21 protein-coding genes are annotated in these 19,737 nt (G+C 42.8%); 15 read left to right on the top strand and 6 right to left on the bottom strand.

Translation table 11 applies throughout. The features are described from left to right. Positions 1–62: 62 nt before the first annotated feature. Positions 63–1,592: a YdgA family protein gene (locus tag Xind_RS00490; RefSeq protein ID WP_187649243.1), complete on the bottom strand. Its 1,530-nt coding sequence runs from the start codon at positions 1,590–1,592 to the stop codon at positions 63–65. A gap of 169 nt (positions 1,593–1,761) precedes the next feature. Then, positions 1,762–2,937 (bottom strand): mannose-6-phosphate isomerase, encoded by a 1,176-nt coding sequence (manA, locus tag Xind_RS00485; protein ID WP_047680091.1) that lies wholly within the window; start codon positions 2,935–2,937, stop codon positions 1,762–1,764. A 173-nt stretch (positions 2,938–3,110) separates the two neighbouring features. On the opposite strand from manA, the gene fumC reads away from it, so the two are divergent. Further along, on the top strand, positions 3,111–4,505 hold the full coding sequence (gene fumC / locus Xind_RS00480) for a class II fumarate hydratase (RefSeq protein ID WP_047680089.1): 1,395 nt from the start codon (positions 3,111–3,113) through the stop codon (positions 4,503–4,505). Positions 4,506–4,597: 92 nt separating this feature from the next. On the opposite strand, the gene tus is transcribed toward fumC, so the two are convergent. Next, complete coding sequence (tus, locus tag Xind_RS00475; protein ID WP_187649242.1) at positions 4,598–5,524, bottom strand: DNA replication terminus site-binding protein; 927 nt, start codon at positions 5,522–5,524, stop codon at positions 4,598–4,600. Between the two features lie 323 nt (positions 5,525–5,847). Between tus and Xind_RS00470 the strand changes: the two genes are divergently transcribed. From Xind_RS00470 to bioD, 3 genes are all read left to right on the top strand, one after another. Beyond that, positions 5,848–6,480 carry a helix-turn-helix domain-containing protein gene (locus Xind_RS00470; protein ID WP_187649241.1) on the top strand — a complete coding sequence of 211 codons (633 nt, stop codon included), beginning with the start codon at positions 5,848–5,850 and terminating at the stop codon, positions 6,478–6,480. Between the two features lie 164 nt (positions 6,481–6,644). Then, positions 6,645–7,865 (top strand): sugar metabolism global transcriptional regulator Mlc, encoded by a 1,221-nt coding sequence (gene mlc / locus Xind_RS00465; protein WP_156115333.1) that lies wholly within the window; start codon positions 6,645–6,647, stop codon positions 7,863–7,865. Positions 7,866–8,004: 139 nt separating this feature from the next. After that, a complete protein-coding gene (gene bioD, locus Xind_RS00460; RefSeq protein ID WP_187649240.1) occupies positions 8,005–8,553 on the top strand; it encodes an ATP-dependent dethiobiotin synthetase BioD in 549 nt (182 codons plus the stop codon). 61 nt (positions 8,554–8,614) lie between these two features. Here the strand turns inward: bioD and Xind_RS00455 are convergent, their stop codons facing one another. The 3 genes from Xind_RS00455 to ydfG all read right to left on the bottom strand — a co-directional run bounded on the left by Xind_RS00455 (position 8,615) and on the right by ydfG (position 10,217). Then, entirely contained in the window at positions 8,615–8,944 is a 330-nt protein-coding gene (locus Xind_RS00455) for a DUF1161 domain-containing protein (protein WP_338114321.1), read from the bottom strand. Positions 8,945–8,978: 34 nt separating this feature from the next. Then, entirely contained in the window at positions 8,979–9,341 is a 363-nt protein-coding gene (locus tag Xind_RS00450) for a DUF1283 family protein (RefSeq protein ID WP_047680077.1), read from the bottom strand. Positions 9,342–9,470: 129 nt separating this feature from the next. After that, on the bottom strand, positions 9,471–10,217 hold the full coding sequence (gene ydfG, locus Xind_RS00445; protein ID WP_047680075.1) for a bifunctional NADP-dependent 3-hydroxy acid dehydrogenase/3-hydroxypropionate dehydrogenase YdfG: 747 nt from the start codon (positions 10,215–10,217) through the stop codon (positions 9,471–9,473). 142 nt (positions 10,218–10,359) lie between these two features. On the opposite strand from ydfG, the gene Xind_RS00440 reads away from it, so the two are divergent. From Xind_RS00440 to Xind_RS00390, 11 genes are all read left to right on the top strand, one after another. Beyond that, a complete protein-coding gene (locus tag Xind_RS00440; RefSeq protein ID WP_231571357.1) occupies positions 10,360–10,725 on the top strand; it encodes a VOC family protein in 366 nt (121 codons plus the stop codon). 62 nt (positions 10,726–10,787) lie between these two features. Then, positions 10,788–11,093 (top strand): hypothetical protein, encoded by a 306-nt coding sequence (locus Xind_RS00435; RefSeq protein WP_047680071.1) that lies wholly within the window; start codon positions 10,788–10,790, stop codon positions 11,091–11,093. Positions 11,094–11,153: 60 nt separating this feature from the next. Next, on the top strand, positions 11,154–11,588 hold the full coding sequence (locus Xind_RS00430; RefSeq protein WP_047680069.1) for a GNAT family N-acetyltransferase: 435 nt from the start codon (positions 11,154–11,156) through the stop codon (positions 11,586–11,588). Positions 11,589–11,850: 262 nt separating this feature from the next. After that, on the top strand, positions 11,851–12,189 hold the full coding sequence (locus Xind_RS00425; protein ID WP_052189433.1) for a hypothetical protein: 339 nt from the start codon (positions 11,851–11,853) through the stop codon (positions 12,187–12,189). Between the two features lie 266 nt (positions 12,190–12,455). Next, positions 12,456–13,886, top strand: a complete 1,431-nt coding sequence (locus Xind_RS00420) for a gamma-aminobutyraldehyde dehydrogenase (protein ID WP_187649239.1) — start codon at positions 12,456–12,458, stop codon at positions 13,884–13,886. Positions 13,887–13,901: 15 nt separating this feature from the next. Beyond that, positions 13,902–14,675, top strand: coding sequence for a nuclear transport factor 2 family protein (locus Xind_RS00415; protein WP_187649238.1), 774 nt, complete (start codon positions 13,902–13,904; stop codon positions 14,673–14,675). 53 nt (positions 14,676–14,728) lie between these two features. After that, on the top strand, positions 14,729–15,466 hold the full coding sequence (locus Xind_RS00410; RefSeq protein WP_187649237.1) for a FadR/GntR family transcriptional regulator: 738 nt from the start codon (positions 14,729–14,731) through the stop codon (positions 15,464–15,466). 53 nt (positions 15,467–15,519) lie between these two features. Then, positions 15,520–16,290, top strand: a complete 771-nt coding sequence (locus tag Xind_RS00405) for a cache domain-containing protein (RefSeq protein ID WP_047680061.1) — start codon at positions 15,520–15,522, stop codon at positions 16,288–16,290. A gap of 15 nt (positions 16,291–16,305) precedes the next feature. Next, entirely contained in the window at positions 16,306–17,592 is a 1,287-nt protein-coding gene (locus Xind_RS00400; protein ID WP_187649236.1) for a 4-aminobutyrate--2-oxoglutarate transaminase, read from the top strand. Between the two features lie 124 nt (positions 17,593–17,716). Further along, on the top strand, positions 17,717–18,058 hold the full coding sequence (locus Xind_RS00395) for a DUF805 domain-containing protein (RefSeq protein WP_047680058.1): 342 nt from the start codon (positions 17,717–17,719) through the stop codon (positions 18,056–18,058). An 83-nt stretch (positions 18,059–18,141) separates the two neighbouring features. After that, a complete protein-coding gene (locus tag Xind_RS00390; RefSeq protein WP_187649235.1) occupies positions 18,142–19,683 on the top strand; it encodes an NAD(P)/FAD-dependent oxidoreductase in 1,542 nt (513 codons plus the stop codon). The last annotated feature ends 54 nt before the right edge of the window (positions 19,684–19,737 follow it).

Below are 19,737 nucleotides of genomic sequence, written 5' to 3'. Positions count from 1 at the left end.
AACCCTCAGCGTGTACTTTCTTGTAGGGAACCCTAATCGGATTCTGTTTGCTGTAACGACTATTATTCAGCAGCAGCAGGGAGTTCAGCCTCACTATCATGCTGATTTGACTCACCAGCATCATCATAGGAGTCGATGAGGTGATTATCAAGCAGGAATTGATGTAAGCTGGATTCCTTACCATTTAATTTCACTTTGCCGTTGACGTAGTGGAGATTAAGGTCAATGGCGTCATCGGTGTTAGTCACTATGTTAAGTGCAGCACCTTGAGCAGCTATAAATTGAACCTGCATGTTAGCGGTTTTTTCAGCTTTATTCTTATCTTCACCTAAATATTCGCCTGATTTGGAGATTTGTTCAATCAGCATGGGCTTAGACAATTTGACATTAAGTGACAATTCCTGAAGCAGGGTACGGAGCTGTTCTTCTGTTCCCATTTGAACAATTTTATTCAGATCTTCAGGTATGTTTTGCAGTGCAATCTTAAAATCTAATGTGCTTTCACCTTTACTGTTTTTCCAGCTAAATGGAGCGATACTGAAGTGTGGATTGTTTTTCAGCAATATTGGCAAATGACTGAAAAGATCAGCGGCCATATCTTGAGATGATTTCTCTAATTCTTTGTTATAAAACGATTTTGCTATAATATCATTGTAGGTTTGCGAAAATTTATGAACGGCTTGACCATCCAAATTATCTGCGTTAAACACTAGTTTACCTGAACCGAAATCCAGATTGCCCATTTTGAATCCACCGATTTCATAAGCAACGCCAGTATTCACGTTTTCCTTGTTTTCACTCGTTTTGATAGAGATTTTTAAATTCGTGAGAAGGAAATCATCCTTATCACTGGAACTTTTCGAGGCTATTTCGCCGATAACATAGTTTTGATCGCCCAGATAGAGATCGAATTTACCTTTTTTGTTGTCATCAGCGTTAAAATTAATACCCTTGAGAGTAATAACTCTTTTTTCTGCTGGTATATCTACAGTCAGTTCATCACTTTTGATATTGAAAGCGATCTCATTTAAATCACGACTGATATCTGTGTTGATTTTGGCTCCGGAAAAAGTGATCTTGGTTCCGTCTTTATCCGTATGTTCGACTGGCACAATCTCAATATTGGAAGATAAGTTGCCACCATAACTCACACTAGCATCAATGTTAAACAGAGACTTACCATTAGTAATTTCAAACAGTTTTTTTAGCTGATCATTCTGTTCAATTTCTGAATGGGTAGAAGCCATTTTAGGGACGAAATTGAATTTTTTCAGGGCGGAAGTTGGGAATGGGCCATGATCGATATGAGATTTGAAGATAATTTCTTCATTATTTGCCTTCACATCCGCATTTTTTGCGTCATCTTTTACGCTCAGGACAAAACGGACATCAGAGCTGAAAATACCACGTTGGAAATCTCTTACCTGCACTTCAAGCTTACTATTGGGGAATGCATCTGTAAGTTCTGTGTTCATCTTCTGGGCTGTTTTATCCATGTAAGCTTCAATTTTCTTCCCTGTGTACCAGGATGCACCTGTCCACGCTGCACCTAAAGCAACAATTACACCTACAGCCACTAACGATTTTTTCATGTGGAAATTCCATCCTTATTTTGCGCATATATCATCATTGGTATATGCGATATGTCTTTGAGTAAAAATAGTTGTTAATTGTATAGGTTAACTAAAGAACTTTTAATCGCTTTTCAATAAAAGTGTGATTAACAACCAATGAATAACATTATAACTCTATGAATTTAATCTATTTATTTGATACCTTGGCAATTTTACCATTGCCATGAACCGTCACGTTTTTCTCTATAGCAGATAAGAAGACTGATTCACCTGAGACTATTCTCAATTCTTGTTCACCAGAATGTATAATCACCTGACCATCACAGCAAAATAAGACTGATGCAGAATCATTCTTTAACGCGATGGGTTGTTCTGAAACAGCATAAATAGAAAAATGAAAATCGTTGACAGGAACAGGGTAATTTAGAGTGTCTTTTTCCTGAATTGGGATAGTTAACAACATATCGGCTGATTTAGAGTTAAAATCCAGATTAGCCATCAATTCAGGGACATCCATATGTTTACTGGTTAAACCAGCCCGCAGAACGTTATCTGAATTAGCCATAACTTCTAATGCAACGCCTTCAAGGTAAGCGTGAGGAGTGCGAGCATAGAGAAACATTGCCTGTCCTGGTTGCAGTTCAACGATATTGAGCAGAAGAGGGGTAAACAGGCCATTATCATCAGGATAGAACACAGTCATCTTTCTGATGGTATCCCAGGGCTCTCTCCGGCGGCTATTTAATGCTGATTTTAATACTGCGATGGCTAAACTTTTTTGCTTGCCCTGCATGGTCAGTAACTGAGAAAAAAGAAATGATAAATTTTGCTCAGTGGGGTTCTGCATAAATGTTTGAATATCGGGATGTGCGCCAGAAACATCACTAAGAAGCGCAGCAATTTCTGGTAAAGGCCGGAAAGCATTCATTGCTCTGAATGGCGTTAGCGCATACACCAGTTCTGGCTTATGGTTATCATCTTTGTAATTGCGTTGTGGTGAATCTAAAGGAATACCCGCTGCATTTTCCTTAGTAAACCCTTTTTCTGCCGAAGGCTTATCAGGATGTACCTGAATAGACAGAGGTTGAGCGGCGCATAACACTTTAAACAAAAATGGCAAACGCTGGAACTGATCCGCTACTTTTTTACCCAGATGCCTTTCCGGATCTTGAGCAATAAGCTGATTTAAGGCAATAGGTTCTCCTGTTTCAGGATCAGTAACCAGAGAACTGCATTTCGGATGTGCTCCCATCCATAATTCTGCCATTGGCTGATTGTCCGGATTTTCGATGCCATAAATATTTGTCAGGGCGGTTTTACTTCCCCAATCATAATGTTGGATCTGGTTGGTCATTTTCAGCATGGCTGGATTTCCTATAATAAAAAATAAACTTATTTATATAACAACAATACAATAAACACGATTAGGTCGCATTATCGATAATAAATTTATGGCATTATAAAGAAATGCCGACTAATTTATCTGCAAAGTTTGATCCGGCGTATTCAATTATTCTGTGTGCTAAGGAGATAGTAATGGCAGCCACTCGCATTGAAAAAGACTCAATGGGGCCAATTGAAGTACCTGCTGACCAATTATGGGGAGCGCAGACTCAACGTTCACTGGAACATTTCCGCATTTCTCAGGAGAAAATGCCGGTTGCGTTGATCCATGCTCTTGCATTGACTAAACAGGCTGCGGCCAGTGTCAATATGGATCTGGGCCTCTTACCGAAGGAGCGTGGTGAGGCAATTATTGCTGCGGCGAAAGAGGTGTTAGAAGGCAAACACTCAACAGAATTCCCTCTTGCTATCTGGCAGACGGGGTCGGGCACTCAAAGCAATATGAATATGAATGAAGTGCTGGCGAACCGTGGTAGTGAGATCCTTGGCGGTCAAAGAGGTAATGAACGTCTGGTCCATCCTAATGATGATGTTAACAAGAGTCAAAGTTCGAATGACGTGTTTCCAACAGCAATGCACGTTGCAGCCGTTATCGCCTTGAGTGAGCATCTACTGCCTGAGCTGAAGGTACTGCAAAAAACACTGGCAGATAAAGCAGAAGCATTTAAAGACATCGTAAAAATTGGTCGTACTCACCTGCAAGATGCGACCCCGCTGACTTTAGGTCAAGAAATTTCAGGTTGGGCCGCAATGTTGGCTCATAATCTGAAGCATATTGAAGATAGCATTCCTCATGTATGTGAATTAGCGTTAGGTGGAACAGCCGTTGGAACGGGCTTGAATACCCATCCTGAATATGCAGTTCGTGTTGCGAAAAAAATCGCTGAATTATCCGGGCAACCTTTTGTAACTTCACCAAATAAATTTGAAGCACTGGGTACTTGTGATGCACTGGTTCATTCCCATGGCGCATTGAAAGGTCTGGCTGCATCATTGATGAAGATTGCTAATGATGTTCGCTGGCTGGCTTCTGGTCCTCGTTGTGGAATCGGTGAAATCTCCATTCCTGAAAATGAGCCGGGCAGCTCTATTATGCCAGGTAAGGTTAATCCGACTCAGTGTGAAGCTATGACTATGCTATGTGCGCAAGTCATGGGTAACGACGTAGCTATTAACATTGGTGGCGCGTCCGGTAATTTTGAGCTGAATGTCTTCCGCCCGATGGTTATTCATAATTTCTTGCAGTCTGTTCGTTTGCTGGCGGACGGTATGCGTAGTTTTAATGAACATTGTGCTATCGGTATTGAGCCTAATCGTGACCGTATTACTCAATTGTTGAATGAATCTCTGATGCTGGTAACTGCGCTGAATACCCATATCGGTTATGACAAAGCGGCAGAAATCGCTAAGAAAGCACATAAAGAAGGTCTGACTCTAAAACAGTCAGCAATGCAGTTGGGTTATCTGACCGAAGCTGAATTTGATGCTTGGGTGCGTCCGGAAGATATGGTTGGCAGTATGAAATAATTCTTGCTAATTTTGGTATTGGCTGATGTAGAACCGGAGGGTAAATCCTCCGGTTTTTCTATCTATATATTATTTCCATATTATTGTACGCCTTAAATTTCCCGATAAAGGTGTAAACGCGGTATCACGAGCTCAAGTGGTTTTGCTTTAGGTTTATGGCGGTATTTAATTGCATTGGCATTATAGTTCGATAACGTACCTACTTTGGGTTTGATTTCGCTATCTTCAGTATAAAAAGCGATGATTGGCAGAGGGCAGGCATATTGAACCTGTTTTTGTATTTCTGAATACCAAACGCGAGCTATGGGTTGTACTTTTACTGGTCGTTTAATTTTCAAAACTACATCATCAGGTAGCTTTTTGATATCTGTGATTTCTAGTGCAACCAATGCAGCCCATTGATCGCTGGAGTAGGGGGGAACTGTTTTACCGGCATTATAACTTTTTTCCAACCGTTCAAGAACTTGTTGTTTGGTCACTTTATTAATGATGTTCTTATTGGCCCAGCCAAAATTGATGGTATCTGGGTTTACGAGGGGAGTTATCGTGCGATAGGCATTTAAGGTAATTAAACCACGTAAATGATCGTGGACAAATTCAAATCGTTGTTCTTTGCTGACGCCTGATTCTTTAGTTACGATGTTTTCCAGCTCGGCTTTGAGTTGATTAACTTCCTCTATAACATTCATTGCGGTTTTATATTGCTGGTGGCTTACAGAAAAACATAGCGCACCTGGCAATCGGCTTGCCGCCTTGCTGCTGATATTAGGGTGGTTATGGTGTATGAATAGCTTCTGATAGAACCTCAAACCTAAGTTAATTGCTTCATTTCCTTGTAATGGATTAACATCAATCTCAGTAATTTGTTCATGTTCTTCGCCTTTTTCAATTTGTGGTAATTGAAATACCCTGGCATCAATAAGTGGATATTTCATCAATAACTCGATCAACTCAGCCAATTTTTCTTCCTGTTTTTTAAAACAGGATGTAAGTGATTCTATTGAAAGGTATTTATTCATATTCTATTACTCTGATTCGTAGACTAACGGTTTATCTCTTATATTTAGTTACAACATACTTTAAAACACAAATTAAAAACAACACAAATACCCAAAAAAAGAAGAAAATAAAGCTCAACAGGGTAAATTAAGAAAATTAATCTTTGAAATGGGTTATTGATAAACATTTATAGATTGTGTTAAAAACTAGAAACAAGTAACAAGTATTCCTTTAATTTTTTAAATTAGTGATCGTGAATAACTAATTAGTTAGCAAATTTATAAGAAAATCTTTTAATTTTAAAAGTGTTATTTGTAAAAATTATATGCAGAGGTGGTTTAATATGAATAAATTAATTAAGCCCGTAAATTCTTTTACCAAAATCGTTGATACATTATTACCATATTCTGAGTCAGTCTCATCTGAACAACCAACACAAGGTACGTTGATTAAAGTTGAGCGTGAATTTGCTAAGTTTTTTTTACTTGAGAAGGGATATGTAAATATTCGCAGGTTAGATGATGATTTAATCATTGCAACGGTATTTTCACCGTATGTTCTGGGGTTATCTTTCTATTCAGGCGCAGAAGTTTATTACTCTATTGAACTCGGCCCTGACTGTAAGATATATCAATTACCTCGTATTAGTGCATTAGGTGCTATAAAGAAACATGATCTTTACAGGGAGTGGATGAGAGTAATTTCTTATAAAATGGCTTTTTTGTATGCCAGGGATATCAGTATATTTCGTCATGGTGCTAAAGAGATCGTATGTAGCTTATTATCTCGCCTTATCACTTTGCCAGATGATTTCAGAGAAAATATATCTGTTATCAAATACATAGAACAGCGGTGCACACTTTCACGTAGTTGTATACAGCGTATATTATTTTCTCTGAAAAAAGACAAACGTATCGAAATAATCGATGGTTATTTAAGCAAGGTTAATTCATTACCAACAGAATCACATTATTAGTTATTAAACCCTATACTGTTAATTTATTGAGCTTCATCCCAAAAAATCACGAGAAGTTCGTGTGAAAGATCACATTTCTGCTTCAAACGGATATCTTCTGCTTTAAACCGCGACATAATCGTTACTAATTATTTAGAGGCGCAAATTAAATAGCGGGAGGAGCAGTGAGTGTGGACGTACAGCCAAGCCATGTTGACCAGATTAAACAAATTAATATCGGTTTGGTCTATCGTCTGATTGATCAATATGGACCTATTTCACGTATTGCACTCTCTAAAAAAGCACAGTTGGCTCCTGCCAGTATCACGAAAATTACACGAGAGCTACTTGATGCTCACTTAGTGAAAGAAGTTGAGTTTCCTGATCTTGGGTTTCGTGGTCGCCCAGCAACCGGATTGAAAGTTGATAGTCAGGGGTGGCAATTTCTGTGTATACGTATTGATAATGGTCGTGTCGCATTTGGGCTTCGGGATTTAAGCAATAACCTGGTTGCTGAACAAGAATTACCATTTCTTTCATCCGAAAATCAAAGTTTTCTGGACAATCTTGTTGCCCTGATTGATGATTTTTTCTTTCGGTATCAATCTCATCTTGAGCGTTTGACTGCTATCAGTATTACCACTAATGCGATTGTTGATCCGATTAATGGAATTATTCATAGCTCACCGTATTACAATATCCAGAATCTTCCTCTTGGTTCATTCTTATATCGGTGTATCGGAGTGCCTATTTTTTTGCAGCATGGTATTACTGCGTGGACAATTGCAGAATCTTTATACGGAGCAGGGAAGAATTGTCAGAATATTATCCAGGTTGTCATTGATGATAATGTCGGTGTCGGTATTATGATCGCCGGGCAAATACTTCATGCAGGAAATCAAAGTGTTGTCGAAATAGGACATACTCAAGTTGAGCCTGATGGTGAACATTGCTATTGCGGCAATACTGGTTGTCTGGAAACTGTTATCGGCATCAAAAATATTTTGATAAAAGCCCGGCAGTTAGCTGAAAAACAGCCCGATTCGTTAATGTTTACTAAAACACCACTAACGGTTGAGTTGCTTTGTCAGGCTGCACAGCAAGGTGATCTTTCTGCAATAGAAATTATCCGTGATGTTGGGAAGAGAATCGGGAACATCATGGCGATTATGGTCAACATCTTCAATCCTGACAAAATATTGATTGGTTCACCTTTGAACGCAGCGCAACAAATTCTTTATCCTGTTATTCAAAAGAAAATCACTCAGCTTTCACTTCCGAGATACAGTCAACAAGTTGATATTATTGCTACTGAATTTACTAATTCAGGAACTCTGCCAGCAGCATCATTGATTAAGCAATCACTATACAGTGGCCAGTTGCTGCTTGAAATCATGCAAGGATAGAACACATTTGACAAAACATTGAGCTAACGCAATCCCTATCTTAAATACATCCCCTACACTTCAAGTCTGCTCGCTATAAACTTTATAAACAGACGTTTTAAAGAGTAGCCAGTTTATCTGTTACCACGGAAATGAATTTATGTTAACGCGCTTATTTGTTACAGGCACGGATACCAACATCGGTAAAACAGTTGTTACCCGCGCATTACTGCAAGTTTTTAATCGTGAAGGGACAACCGCAGTAGGATATGAACTTCTTGCAAGGGAAGAAAATCAAATTGATTTTGTTCAAATGACAAACTGTCTTAACAAATTGAGTCATAAAGCAGACCGCGTAATTGTTGATGGAAAAGGTGGCTGGCGTGCATTATCACAAGATAATGCGTTCTATTCTGATTGGGTAGTGAAGGAAAAACTGCCTGTTATTTTAGTCGTTGGGATCCAGGCCGGATGTGTCAACCATGCCATTCTGACTACCCAATCGATTATTAATGACGGGCTACCACTGATTGGTTGGATACCCAATCGTATTAATCCTGGATTAGCACATTACGCAATAGTATTAGATAAGTTACGTTGTCACATACCAGCGCCTCAACTAGGTGAAATTCCCTATCTTTTTAGGCCAGAAGAACGGGATTTGTCTCATTATCTGGATATTCCAGTTATATCGGCATTTGATAATTGAGAAAAAATGGAAACAAAAAAGGGAGTGTATGTTAACTCCCTTTTTTGTTTTTTTAATTGTGTCAGTTACCGGACTTTTTCTCGTCAGCGGAGTGAGTGAATCGGGTATAAATAATTTTTTGTTTACCACGATTACAGCTTCCAACAACTTTCCCACTGCCGTAATCCATCTGATCACTCGCAACAACTTCAAGGTTGAAATCTGTTTCTTTAATACCATTATTGATGATTTTTTGTGCAATTTGCTCTTTCAGACTTTCGCACGTCACTATATTTTGATTTTTCGAACTCACATTTTGTGAGTTTCGGTTTTGTGGATCTTGCGAAGCTTGTGAAACAGAAGATACAAAAGCAGCAATAAATATAGCCCCGGTTAACAAGAGTTTTTTCACCTTTACCTCCTTATCTTATTGATGTAGGTGTGACTTATTCGGGGTCAATAGGGCGACCTGTATTGATATCCAGACAGCGTTTTGTGTTCGGTTCCCAATAAGCATTCAAGTTAGAATTTTTCAAACAAGTATCACGATTGTCAACATCAATTTCATGTTTATCAAAATCTTTTTCCCTACGTTTATTAACCTTATTGCGTAGGGACCGTTGATCATTCCATTCCTCCTTGCTCTGTCGGGCATCTTCTTTAGTCATTGAGTTTTCACCACCACCATTAATAGTGATGCAATTACTTGATGTACAAGGATTGGAAAAAACAGGCGTCTGCCAAAATAGTGGCAAAAGGAGGGAAAATATAGGAATAATCTTGGCTATTAAAAAACGATGAATATTCATGTTTCAACCTCTTTCATAAAGTATTCATTGAGTGATACCCGAAATAAAATACATTAGTATTAAAAACCTGCGTTATCTCTAGTATAAAATAACACTTGTAACACTAATGATTCATCAAAAGATGGAATATTAATTCCTGTGTACATTCATTCCTGCAAATGTTTGGCAAACCGGCATCATTTCTAATGTATTGATATTGACACGGGCAGGTAAATTCGCAACCCAAAATACAGCTTCTGCAACATCATCAGCGGTCAGGGCATCAGCACCTTCATAAGTTTTGCTCACTTTTTCATTATCACCTTTAAAGCGAACCTGAGAAAACTCTGTTCCTCCAACCAACCCTGGTTCGATATCCGTTACCCGAATATTTTTCCCTAGCAAATCAGCGCGAAGCCCTAAACTAAACTGTTTCACAAATGCTTTTGTCGCCCCGTATACGTTACCACCCGCATATGGCCAACTTGCTGCTATTGAACCAATGTTAATAATATGACCGTGATTGATCTCTACCATCTTAGGCAATAGACTTCGGGTCATGTTCACCAATCCTTTAGTATTGGTATCAATCATAGTTTCCCAGTCATCAGGGTTAGCCTGATGTGCTGGTTCCAACCCTAATGCAAGACCAGCATTATTCACAAGAACATCAATATTACGTAAGTGATCAGGTAATTCCTGTATAGCTTGCTCAATTGCATCTCGATTTCTTACATCTAGCTGAATAGGATAAACATTTTCACCTAATTCTTCTTTTAATCTATCCAGGCGCTCTTTACGGCGTCCTGTAGCAATGACCACAGAGCCATGTTTAATGAATTTTCGTGTAATCGCTTCACCAAAACCAGCGGTTGCCCCTGTCACAAAAACAATCATAGTTGCCCTCTTTTTGTAGCTGGTTAACTGATTTTTTCATTTAACTATTAATTAGAGAAAGTCCTTTATCTTTAGTCAAGAAAGAATTTGATAAGTTCTTTCGGGACGATAGAATTGACAGGTTACTATAACAAGGGTAATTATGATGAAACCAGCCACACTTTTAATTCCTGTACCTGATGTTAACTTAGGCCTTGAATGGTATAAACGCGCATTCCCAGGAATAGAATGTATCTATCTGGAAGAATTTGATTTTACTCTATTAAAAATAAAAGATTTTATTCTGGAGATAGTGCAGGCTGATGATAAAGTTTATTCAGGAAAAAATGGCACTGTTATGTATTGGTCAGTCCCTTGTCTTAAAACAGCAATTCAGCATTTTCAGACAATAGGCGCGAAATTATATCGAGGCCCGATGATGATCGAAAACGGTTTAGGAATGTGCCAATTAGAAGAACCATTTGGCAATTTAATCGGATTGCGGGGAAACTTCCAGATAATAAAATAATCTGAAACGGCTAAGTTTTGACCCGTAACAGAATGGCTAGTGATAACTAATGGAAATTTACAATGAAAAAGAAGCAACTAAAAAAACTTCAGAAAGAGCTCGATACATTAGGACTCATTGAAAGAGATCCTGATGTGGTTGGTTATGTACTGTTTAACACGCGTAACCGTCGATTTGTGACGCTGAATGAAAATGAGTTTGGGATGGTGATATACGCCGATGATATCGAAGAAGCCCATTTGGCAACATCACAATTTGCTGCATTAATGGATATTGATTTTTTGCCGGAACCAGACAAATTCGATATTGCAGTTATCCCTGTTATTGATAACCCTTTATTTGGGTTAATGCTCAAAAAAACAGACTAAAATTAATACAGAAAAATTTTGGATAGTTCCTTCTTATAATCCTATATTGGAGCAGTGTAGTTGATTACCTTAACTGACGTAAACAAGAACAATTTTGAAGCTATCTGCGGCCTATCAGTCACTGATGACCAACTTGGCTATATTGCGGAAAATGTGTGGTCCCTTGTTCAATCCAAATTTCACTCTTCATACCAAACGCGTGCAATTTGTCTGGGTGGGAAGCCCGTTGGTTTTTTCATGTGGGTCCCCGATGCTGACCAAAGAATAACGATTTGGCGGTTTATGGTGGATAAAAACCATCAAAACAAGGGTATTGGACGTAAAGCACTATTGTTGGCGCTTGATGAAATCAGGCGCACAAATCAGTTAGAAGCAATAGCAATTAGTTATGATCCGAATAATCTCGTTGCGAAAAATCTTTATGCCAGTTTTGGTTTCGTTGAGGTTGGCATGGATGAGGAAACTGAAGAGATGCTGGCTATTATCAAGGTTTAGGTATGACTCTTTAGATCTTAATCAACATGGGTTCAATGTACACATACTTGTCAGTCGAGGTCTAGAAAGTCACATGCAACATGAACAAAAAACCGCGACTGACCATGTTTTCAACGGGAAATTTTTACTCGTAAACGTCCTGTCAGTCGTAAGCCTGCCTGGAAATTTCTGCTCATCAGGGTTAATTGCACAAAGCCTATTGCTAGCTCCAGAGCCTGAACTTGTGTAGAACCAGATGTCAAACATCCTTTCAGAGGCCCTTATGTTCAGAAATATGGCTGCTGGGATCATGACCAGTAGCCCGTTGATACCAATGACCGGCATACGTTTTTTCTTTTCGTCGATTAGGCGACCTTTCCTGTTCTTACTTAACGAAAATCCAGAACCTCCTGTCATAGTCATCAGTATTGCAAGACTTACCAACCCGTATCTGGTCGTATTGACGGAAAACGGTCGCAAGGCTTTCAGTCATGCCATGGCGCTGGAAGCACCATGGATGAATCAACTGGCAGAAGGAATATCATTGGAAGATATCCATACCATGAACCGTGTTTTGAAAATACTCCGAAACAGGCTAAATGAAGAAGTTATAGAAGAATAATTTTGGGAGATCAAAATTATAACCAAGCATGGCAGGCGAGAACATCGCCTGCATTATAACAATCTGCCTGTTTTTTATTGGTGATATGAAATTCTCGATCTTACTCACAGATTTGCATATTTTTTCTGATGGAAATGCTGAAAGTTGCATGTATGTATCTAAATTATCTTGATTTTACATTTTTGCTACAAATTTGACGATAATACAACCATTAAATATATTAAATCATAGGTTATATCTTATCTTCAATCCACCAGGAGGTAGCAATGCCGATACCAACTCTCAGGCATTTTATTAATGGTCAGTATATTGAATCTAAAGGTTCCGAATATTTTGATTTGGTAAGTCCGGTCACTGGTAAATCTTATGCGCGTTCTCCTAACGCAAGTGCAGCAGATGTTGATGATGCTTATGCATCGGCCAAAGCAGCATTTAAAATATGGGGACGCTGCACACCTTCGGAACGTCAGCAGGCGTTGCTAGCGCTGGCTGATATAGTAGAAAAAAACGCTGAACGTTTGATTGAGGTGCAAAGCCGCAATACAGGGCAGCTCAAGCACCTGATTGCTTCCGAGGAAGTTGCGACGTCGGTGGATCATATCCGTTTCTTCGCTGGTGCAGCTCGTTTTTTGGAGGGTAAGGCTACTGCTGAATATCTTTCTGGTATGACCACCAGTATCCGGCGTGAACCGCTGGGCGTAGTGGGGCAGGTTACCCCGTGGAACTATCCGTTGATGATGGCGGTGTGGAAGATAGCACCTGCTCTGGCAGCAGGTAATGCTGTGGTACTTAAACCGAGCGATACCACACCGGAGAGCACTCTGTTGCTGGCTGAATTGTCCGCTCCGCTCTTCCCGACAGGTACTTTCAACGTGGTGTTGGGTAATGCCAGCGCGGGTGCCTTGGTAGTTTCACACAAAACGGCGGCTATGGTTTCCATCACGGGTTCTGTACGTGCAGGTTTGCAGGTTGCCTCTTCGGCGGCGGCTAATCTCACCAGAGCACATCTGGAGCTGGGAGGTAAAGCACCAGTGGTTGTTTTTGCCGATGCGAATATAGACAAAGCGGTGGAAATCATTGCTACTGCGGGGTACTTCAACGCTGGTCAAGATTGTACGGCAGCTTCACGTGTGCTGGTACATGAATCTGTTTACGATATCTTCATTACTAAACTGGTAGCAGCATCTAAGGCCATCCGTTTTGGTGATCCAGAAGATAAAGAGGCATTGTATGGGCCGCTTAATAATATTCGTCAGTTAGAACAGGTCAAAGGGTTCATTGCACGTCTGCCCGCACATGCCCGTATCGAAACAGGAGGCTGTCAGGCTGATCGTTCGGGATATTACTTTGAACCTACGGTGATTACTGGTTTGGAGCAGCACGATGAAATGATTCAGACCGAGATTTTTGGTCCTGTTATCACTGTGCAGAAGTTTTTAACGGAACAAGATGCCATAGAGAAAGCTAACGATGTCAAATATGGGCTAGCCTCCAGTGTTTGGACCCGCGACCATGGTCGTGCGTTGCGCTTGTCTCGTGAACTTGATTTTGGAACGGTCTGGATTAACACCCATATTCCTCTTACGGCAGAGGCTCCGCACGGTGGCTTTAAAAACTCTGGATACGGTAAAGATCTGTCAGCTTATGGTTTCGATGAATATACGCGTATTAAACACGTGATGAGTTCCAACGACTGATACAGGACACCCACAATGAATCAAACTAGATCTCCACGCGACCTGGTGTCGCACGCGCAACACGAGTTGTTTACTAACCGTGATGTGGAGGCGCTTGAGCGTTATTTTGCGCCAAATTTCATTGAGCATTCGCCGTTGGTCAAAGATGGTCTTGCCGGATTGCGGGAGCTGGTCCAGGCACATCCTGAACTACACCATGAAACCTATCGTGTACTACAGGACGGTGATCTGGTTGCTATCCACGGGCGTTTTACGGGATTAGACGATCAGCCGTTGGTCGGTTTTGATCTGTACCGGGTTGCCAATGGTTTAATTGTGGAGCATTGGGATGGCTTAGTACCGCAGTCCGCACCCAACGCCAGTGGCCGAACTCAGTTAGATGGCCCGACTGAAACGGGCTATAGCCATGACAGGGAGAAAAACCGTGAACTGGTGGTTAACTTTTTCACGCGAACCCTGATCGAAGGACACTATGATGAGTTTGGTAACTACTCCAATGGTGAGAAGTTTCGCCAGCACAGCCCCGATATTCCCGATGGTACGGCTGCGGTCATTGCGTTTCTTAAGCAACTCAGAGAGGAAGGAAAGGGCCTGCATTATGCAAAAATCCACCGTACAGTCGCTGACGGGCAGTTTGTTCTGACTCATTCGGAGGGAAGTATTGCTGGAGCACGTCACAGTTACTTTGAGCTATGGCGTATTGAGAACGGCCAGGTGGCTGAACTTTGGGATGCGATCACCCCAGTACCAGAAGATGCCCAAGCGTTGCATCCCCACGGTATTTTTTAGCGTTGTTTGCAGACATGCTGAAATCCCGTGTTATTACGATCAGGAATTAGAGAATGACAGCATATTCCATCGTCTATGCACCACTTGATCAGGCGACCCGGACCGAACAGGTTGTGGAACGTTTAAGTAACGCGATCATCTCCGGTATATTACAAACCGATGAACAGCTACCTAATGAAAACGAGCTGTCGCGGTTGTTAGGTGTATCACCGGTCACCGTTCGTGACGCCCTGAACACACTGCGTGCCAGGCAGTTGATTGAGACACGGCGCGGACGTCATGGTGGTAGTTTTGTGTGCCAGGTTTCCGTTGAGATAATGCGGAAATATCACCCGTTGCGGCTGATAGCTTCGGGTGAACTGGCGGATTTCAGTGAGTTTCACTGTGCTGTGATTGGCCACAGTGCGAGGCTTGCGGCCCAACGTTCAACGACGGGTGAACTGAGAAAACTTGAGCAACTAATCGACAGTTTTGCGGCCGCGATACAACCTGATGCCCGTATACAGACAGATATGCGCTGTCTGCTAACTCTGGCATCTCAGGCACAGTCAGCCAGGCTTGCTAATCAGGAACTGGAGATTCAAGCCGAATGGGCCCCTTTGATGGAGCTTCTGTACCGAGAGGCTGCCATTCACAACGAAGTTGCTGCCGCCTGGCGTACACTCTTGGCGGCTCTGTATAAGGGGGATGACCTCGCTTGTTACCGACTGGCACAGGAGATGATTACCCGAATTACCGACCACCTGCTTGAATGCAAATTTCGTATGGATACTGATGCGTCATTACTGTAGAGATCTGATCGCGAGTAACGCGGCTGCATTCATCCCAGGAAAGAGGGAGGCATATGTACAACGACATACACATAGAGCGAGCCAAGAACATCCTGAACGATATCTTGGTCGCAGCGCAGCAGGCCACCGCAGCTTTAGCGGATAAGACAGCGCGTATTTTATTGGAATTGCCGTTATATCATACGAAAGGTATCCGATTGGCGCAGGAGCAGCGCGGGGCATTACAAAAACATATCCACGAAGTATTGCATAACAACACTTGGTGTAATGGGGCGGGATTTGCCAGCTATACGGTAACAGAAGCGATTGGGGAAGAGAAAGGGTACTGGACGCTGGAGTGGTGGCGTCAGGAAGGGAATATCATTCAATATGCACAATTGGAGCACAATCAGGAACAGCGTAAGCGTTTGGATTTCCGATTATTTGAATGGTTTCGTCAGCCAGCCAGTCGCCATCTACCTATCATTGACGGCCCTTATGTGGATTATGTCTGCAATGGTGCCTACACGATTACGATAGCTCATCCAGTGCTTATTGGTGAGGAGTTTGTCGGTGTTGCAGCAGTGGATATGCTGGTGTCGACGTTGGATCGGTTACTTCTGCCGATTTTGGGCGCTATCGGTAAGCCAGCATTGATTATTAATGATGATGCACGTGTTGTGACTTCGACTGTGCCGGGAGTGCGTTCAGGTTCATTATTGAAGAGCCAAGATATTAACCGATCGGCCGAAGGTGAAGTGCCTTCATTGCGTCTGGTGATCTTGCCGTCACCACACACTGAATCACACAAGGTGCTGTCTGCTGAAGTCCATTCTTCTGATTAATCAGGATTTTTTCTTATGACTGAATCTATGTTAGCTAAAAGGCGCAGCGCGGCTATCGCCAAAGGCGTTGGCGTAACCACACAAGTTTATGCTGAACGCGCGAAAAATGCCGAAATCTGGGATGTTCAGGGACAACGCTATATTGATTTTGCCGCTGGTATCGCCGTGGTGAATACTGGTCATTGTCATCCGCGCGTTATTGCCGCAGCCAGAGAGCAGTTGGAACAGTTTACCCATACCTGTCATCAGGTTGTGCCTTACGAAAATTATGTAGCACTAGCCGAACGACTGAACCGTCTGGTGCCAGGTAATTTTGTGAAGAAAACCGTCTTTGTTACTACTGGGGCTGAGGCAGTCGAAAATGCTGTGAAGATCGCGCGAGCGGCTACCGGGCGGAGTGGTGTGGTGGCTTTCAGCGGTGCTTTTCATGGACGTACCTTCCTTGGTATGTCATTAACCGGCAAAGTTGTGCCGTACAAAATGGGGTTCGGCCCGCTGGTTAGCGATGTTTACCGTGTTCCGTTTCCGGTAGAGCAGCACGGTATCAGCGTGGAACAGACGCTGAACGCGCTGGAAAATCTCTTCAAAACCGATATTGATCCCATGCGCATTGCAGCCATCATCATCGAACCGATACAGGGAGAGGGCGGTTTCTACTCTGCACCTTCCGAATTACTCAAATCCCTACGCGAAATTGCCGATCGTTACGGTATTGTACTCATTGCCGATGAGATCCAGACTGGATTCGCACGTACGGGAAAACTGTTTGCCATGGAATATCATGAGGTTGCGGCTGATCTGACCACGATGGCAAAAGGACTGGCGGGGGGATTGCCGCTGGCGGCTGTAACGGGACGGGCAGAGCTCATGGACGCTATAGTACCGGGCGGTCTGGGGGGAACCTATGGAGGTAATCCAGTGGCGATTGCGGCTGGCCATGCGGTGTTGGATGTGATCGAAGAAGAGAAACTGGCAACACGTGCGACGCAACTGGGAGAGCGGTTGAAACAATATCTGCATGAACTGCGGTCGAGTGTCCCACAGATAGCTGACGTGCGTGGGCTTGGGCTGATGATTGCGGTGGAGTTTAACTGTGAAGACAGTCAGGAACCCGACGCTGCTTTTACCAACGCGGTGCGTCAGAAGGCACTGGAACGTGGTCTGATTTTGTTGACATGCGGTGTACACGGCAACGTGATCCGCTTCCTTCCACCGCTGACCATACAAGATGATGTTTTTGACGAAGCGCTCAACATTCTGAAATCTGTGCTGCTCGATCTGAATTGTAAAGAGGGAAAGTGAGGGTTTAACTAAGTCATGCTTCGTTAACAGATTAAGAGTAATGCTGAGTGAGTCAGTGTTTTCCCCCAAATCCAAAATGCGCGTGGTAGCAGGGGGAACTTGCTGGTCACAGGAGAGGACAATCATGCACTGGTATTTAAATGTCTTAAAGAATTATGCTTGTTTCAGTGGGCGAGCCCGGCGTAAGGAATTTTGGTATTTTATTTTGTTCCAGAGCTTGGCTGTTCTCATCATTTCTTTCCTGGAAAGGCTGTTTGCTGTTGCCAATCCCGAAATTTATATAGGGTGGTTCAGCGCTATCTATCTGTTGCTCACATTTTTGCCAGCACTGGCGGTAAATGCCCGCCGTCTGCACGATATTAACTGTAGCGCTCGGTGGTTACTGTTACATCTTATCCCGTTTGTCGGTACTGTTATCCTACTGGCTCTCGCGGCTCTAAAAGGGCAGGCGGACCGTAATAAATAAAGTTCAGAGAACCGAATTCACTCACAAGAAAATATCCCGGTTCTGGCTAACGGGTGATTCCGGATCACTAAAGGGGTGCTGAAATGACAATGAATAGAAGAAATTTTATCTCTACTGTCGCGACGCTCGCAGGGGGGGGAGTACTTTCATCTATACTTCCCACAACATCTCTGCTCGCCCAGATCTTAACTGCGGTCGACGATCCGTCCGTTCATATTGACCGATTCCGGCCGACGCTGTTGCAGGATGCACAGCATAGAACCAGCCGGTTGGGGTTGGATCCGCGTATCTGGAACTGGCACAGAGATGTAGCGGCCAAGGCCATGCCAGCCAACTACTATGAGGCTGCTCTGGCTGATTGGCCAGCTTTTGGTGGCTTTTCTAAAGATCAGAGTTGTGAAGTTGTAGTCATTGGTGGCGGGTTGCTAGGGGCTTCCACAGCGCTGCATCTTGCAGAAGCGGGGGTGGATGTGATTCTGGTCGAAAAGGATAGCATCGGTTCAGGCGCTTCTGGCCGTAATGGGGGACAGATGACACCCGGTATAGCCCGTTGGGGAGCGGAAACTATACTGGAGAAGTTCTCACTCAATGAAGCCAAACGTTTATGGCGTTTTGCATCAGTTGAAGCAATGGATCTTGTGGATGAACTCTGCGAGCGTTACGGTTTTGAATGCGATCGCAAATACGGTCATATTACAGCAGCGATACATTCAGGTCATATGGGACCATTGGTGGCTAATGCCGATGCCCGGTGTCAGTTGGGAGATACGACGGTAAAGATTGTTGGGCCACATGAATTGCAGGAAGAGTATGTGCGTTCGGGTATCTATCATGGTGCCAATATCGACAGCATTGGTGGACAGGTTCAGCCTCTGGCGCTGCTGCGAGGCCTGATTTATGGCTTTGCCAGACTGGGGGGACGAGTTTATGACGGTACGAAAGTGATGAAAATCAGGCAAGATGCCAACCGTACGGTTATAGAAACTGAGCGGGGAGCTATCAGGGCAAGTAAAGCGGTGGTACTGGGAGTACATGGTTCCAGCAGTGAGTTTATCTCCGGTCCTTCCACTACAGTGCCTTTTTTCACCTATATAGCGGTAACTCCACCTTTATCAATGGATATCAAAAAGTTGCTCCCGTCAGATCTGCCAGTCTACGATACACAGTTACAGATAGATTATTATCGAGCAGTGCGCGACAACCGTCTGCTCTTCGGTGGACAGGGCACTGGGAACTCTTGGTCTCCGCGTGATGTGAACAATTATTTATTAGATCGTATCAAGACCGTGTTCCCGTATCTGGAAAATCCCGAACTGGAATACTCCTGGGGCGGGATCAGCGATCTGACCCTGAATGGTGCTACCGATGCCCGCAAAAGTGGTGACAGCGTCCCAGTGTATATGGTGCATGGTTGGAGTGGTCATGGAGTGGCGCAGACGGTGCGCATTGGCAAAGCCATCAGCGATGATCTCACCGGACGCAACCACGATTTTACCATGCTTACCCGCATTGACCACTTGAGTATCCCGTTGGGTTCCTACTTTTCTCCGATGGTTATTCCATTGATTAAAGGTGCTCTGGGAGCGAGAAGTATATTTAATCCGGCAGATATGGTTTCGTTTTGAGTGGCTGTCTTCCATTAGCCGATAATAGAGAAGGTCACGATTGATGTAAATGAT

Origin of the sequence: Xenorhabdus indica (assembly GCF_014467235.1) — a bacterium.
Lineage (GTDB): Bacteria > Pseudomonadota > Gammaproteobacteria > Enterobacterales > Enterobacteriaceae > Xenorhabdus > Xenorhabdus indica.
This window is presented reverse-complemented; position numbering and strand designations above follow the sequence as displayed.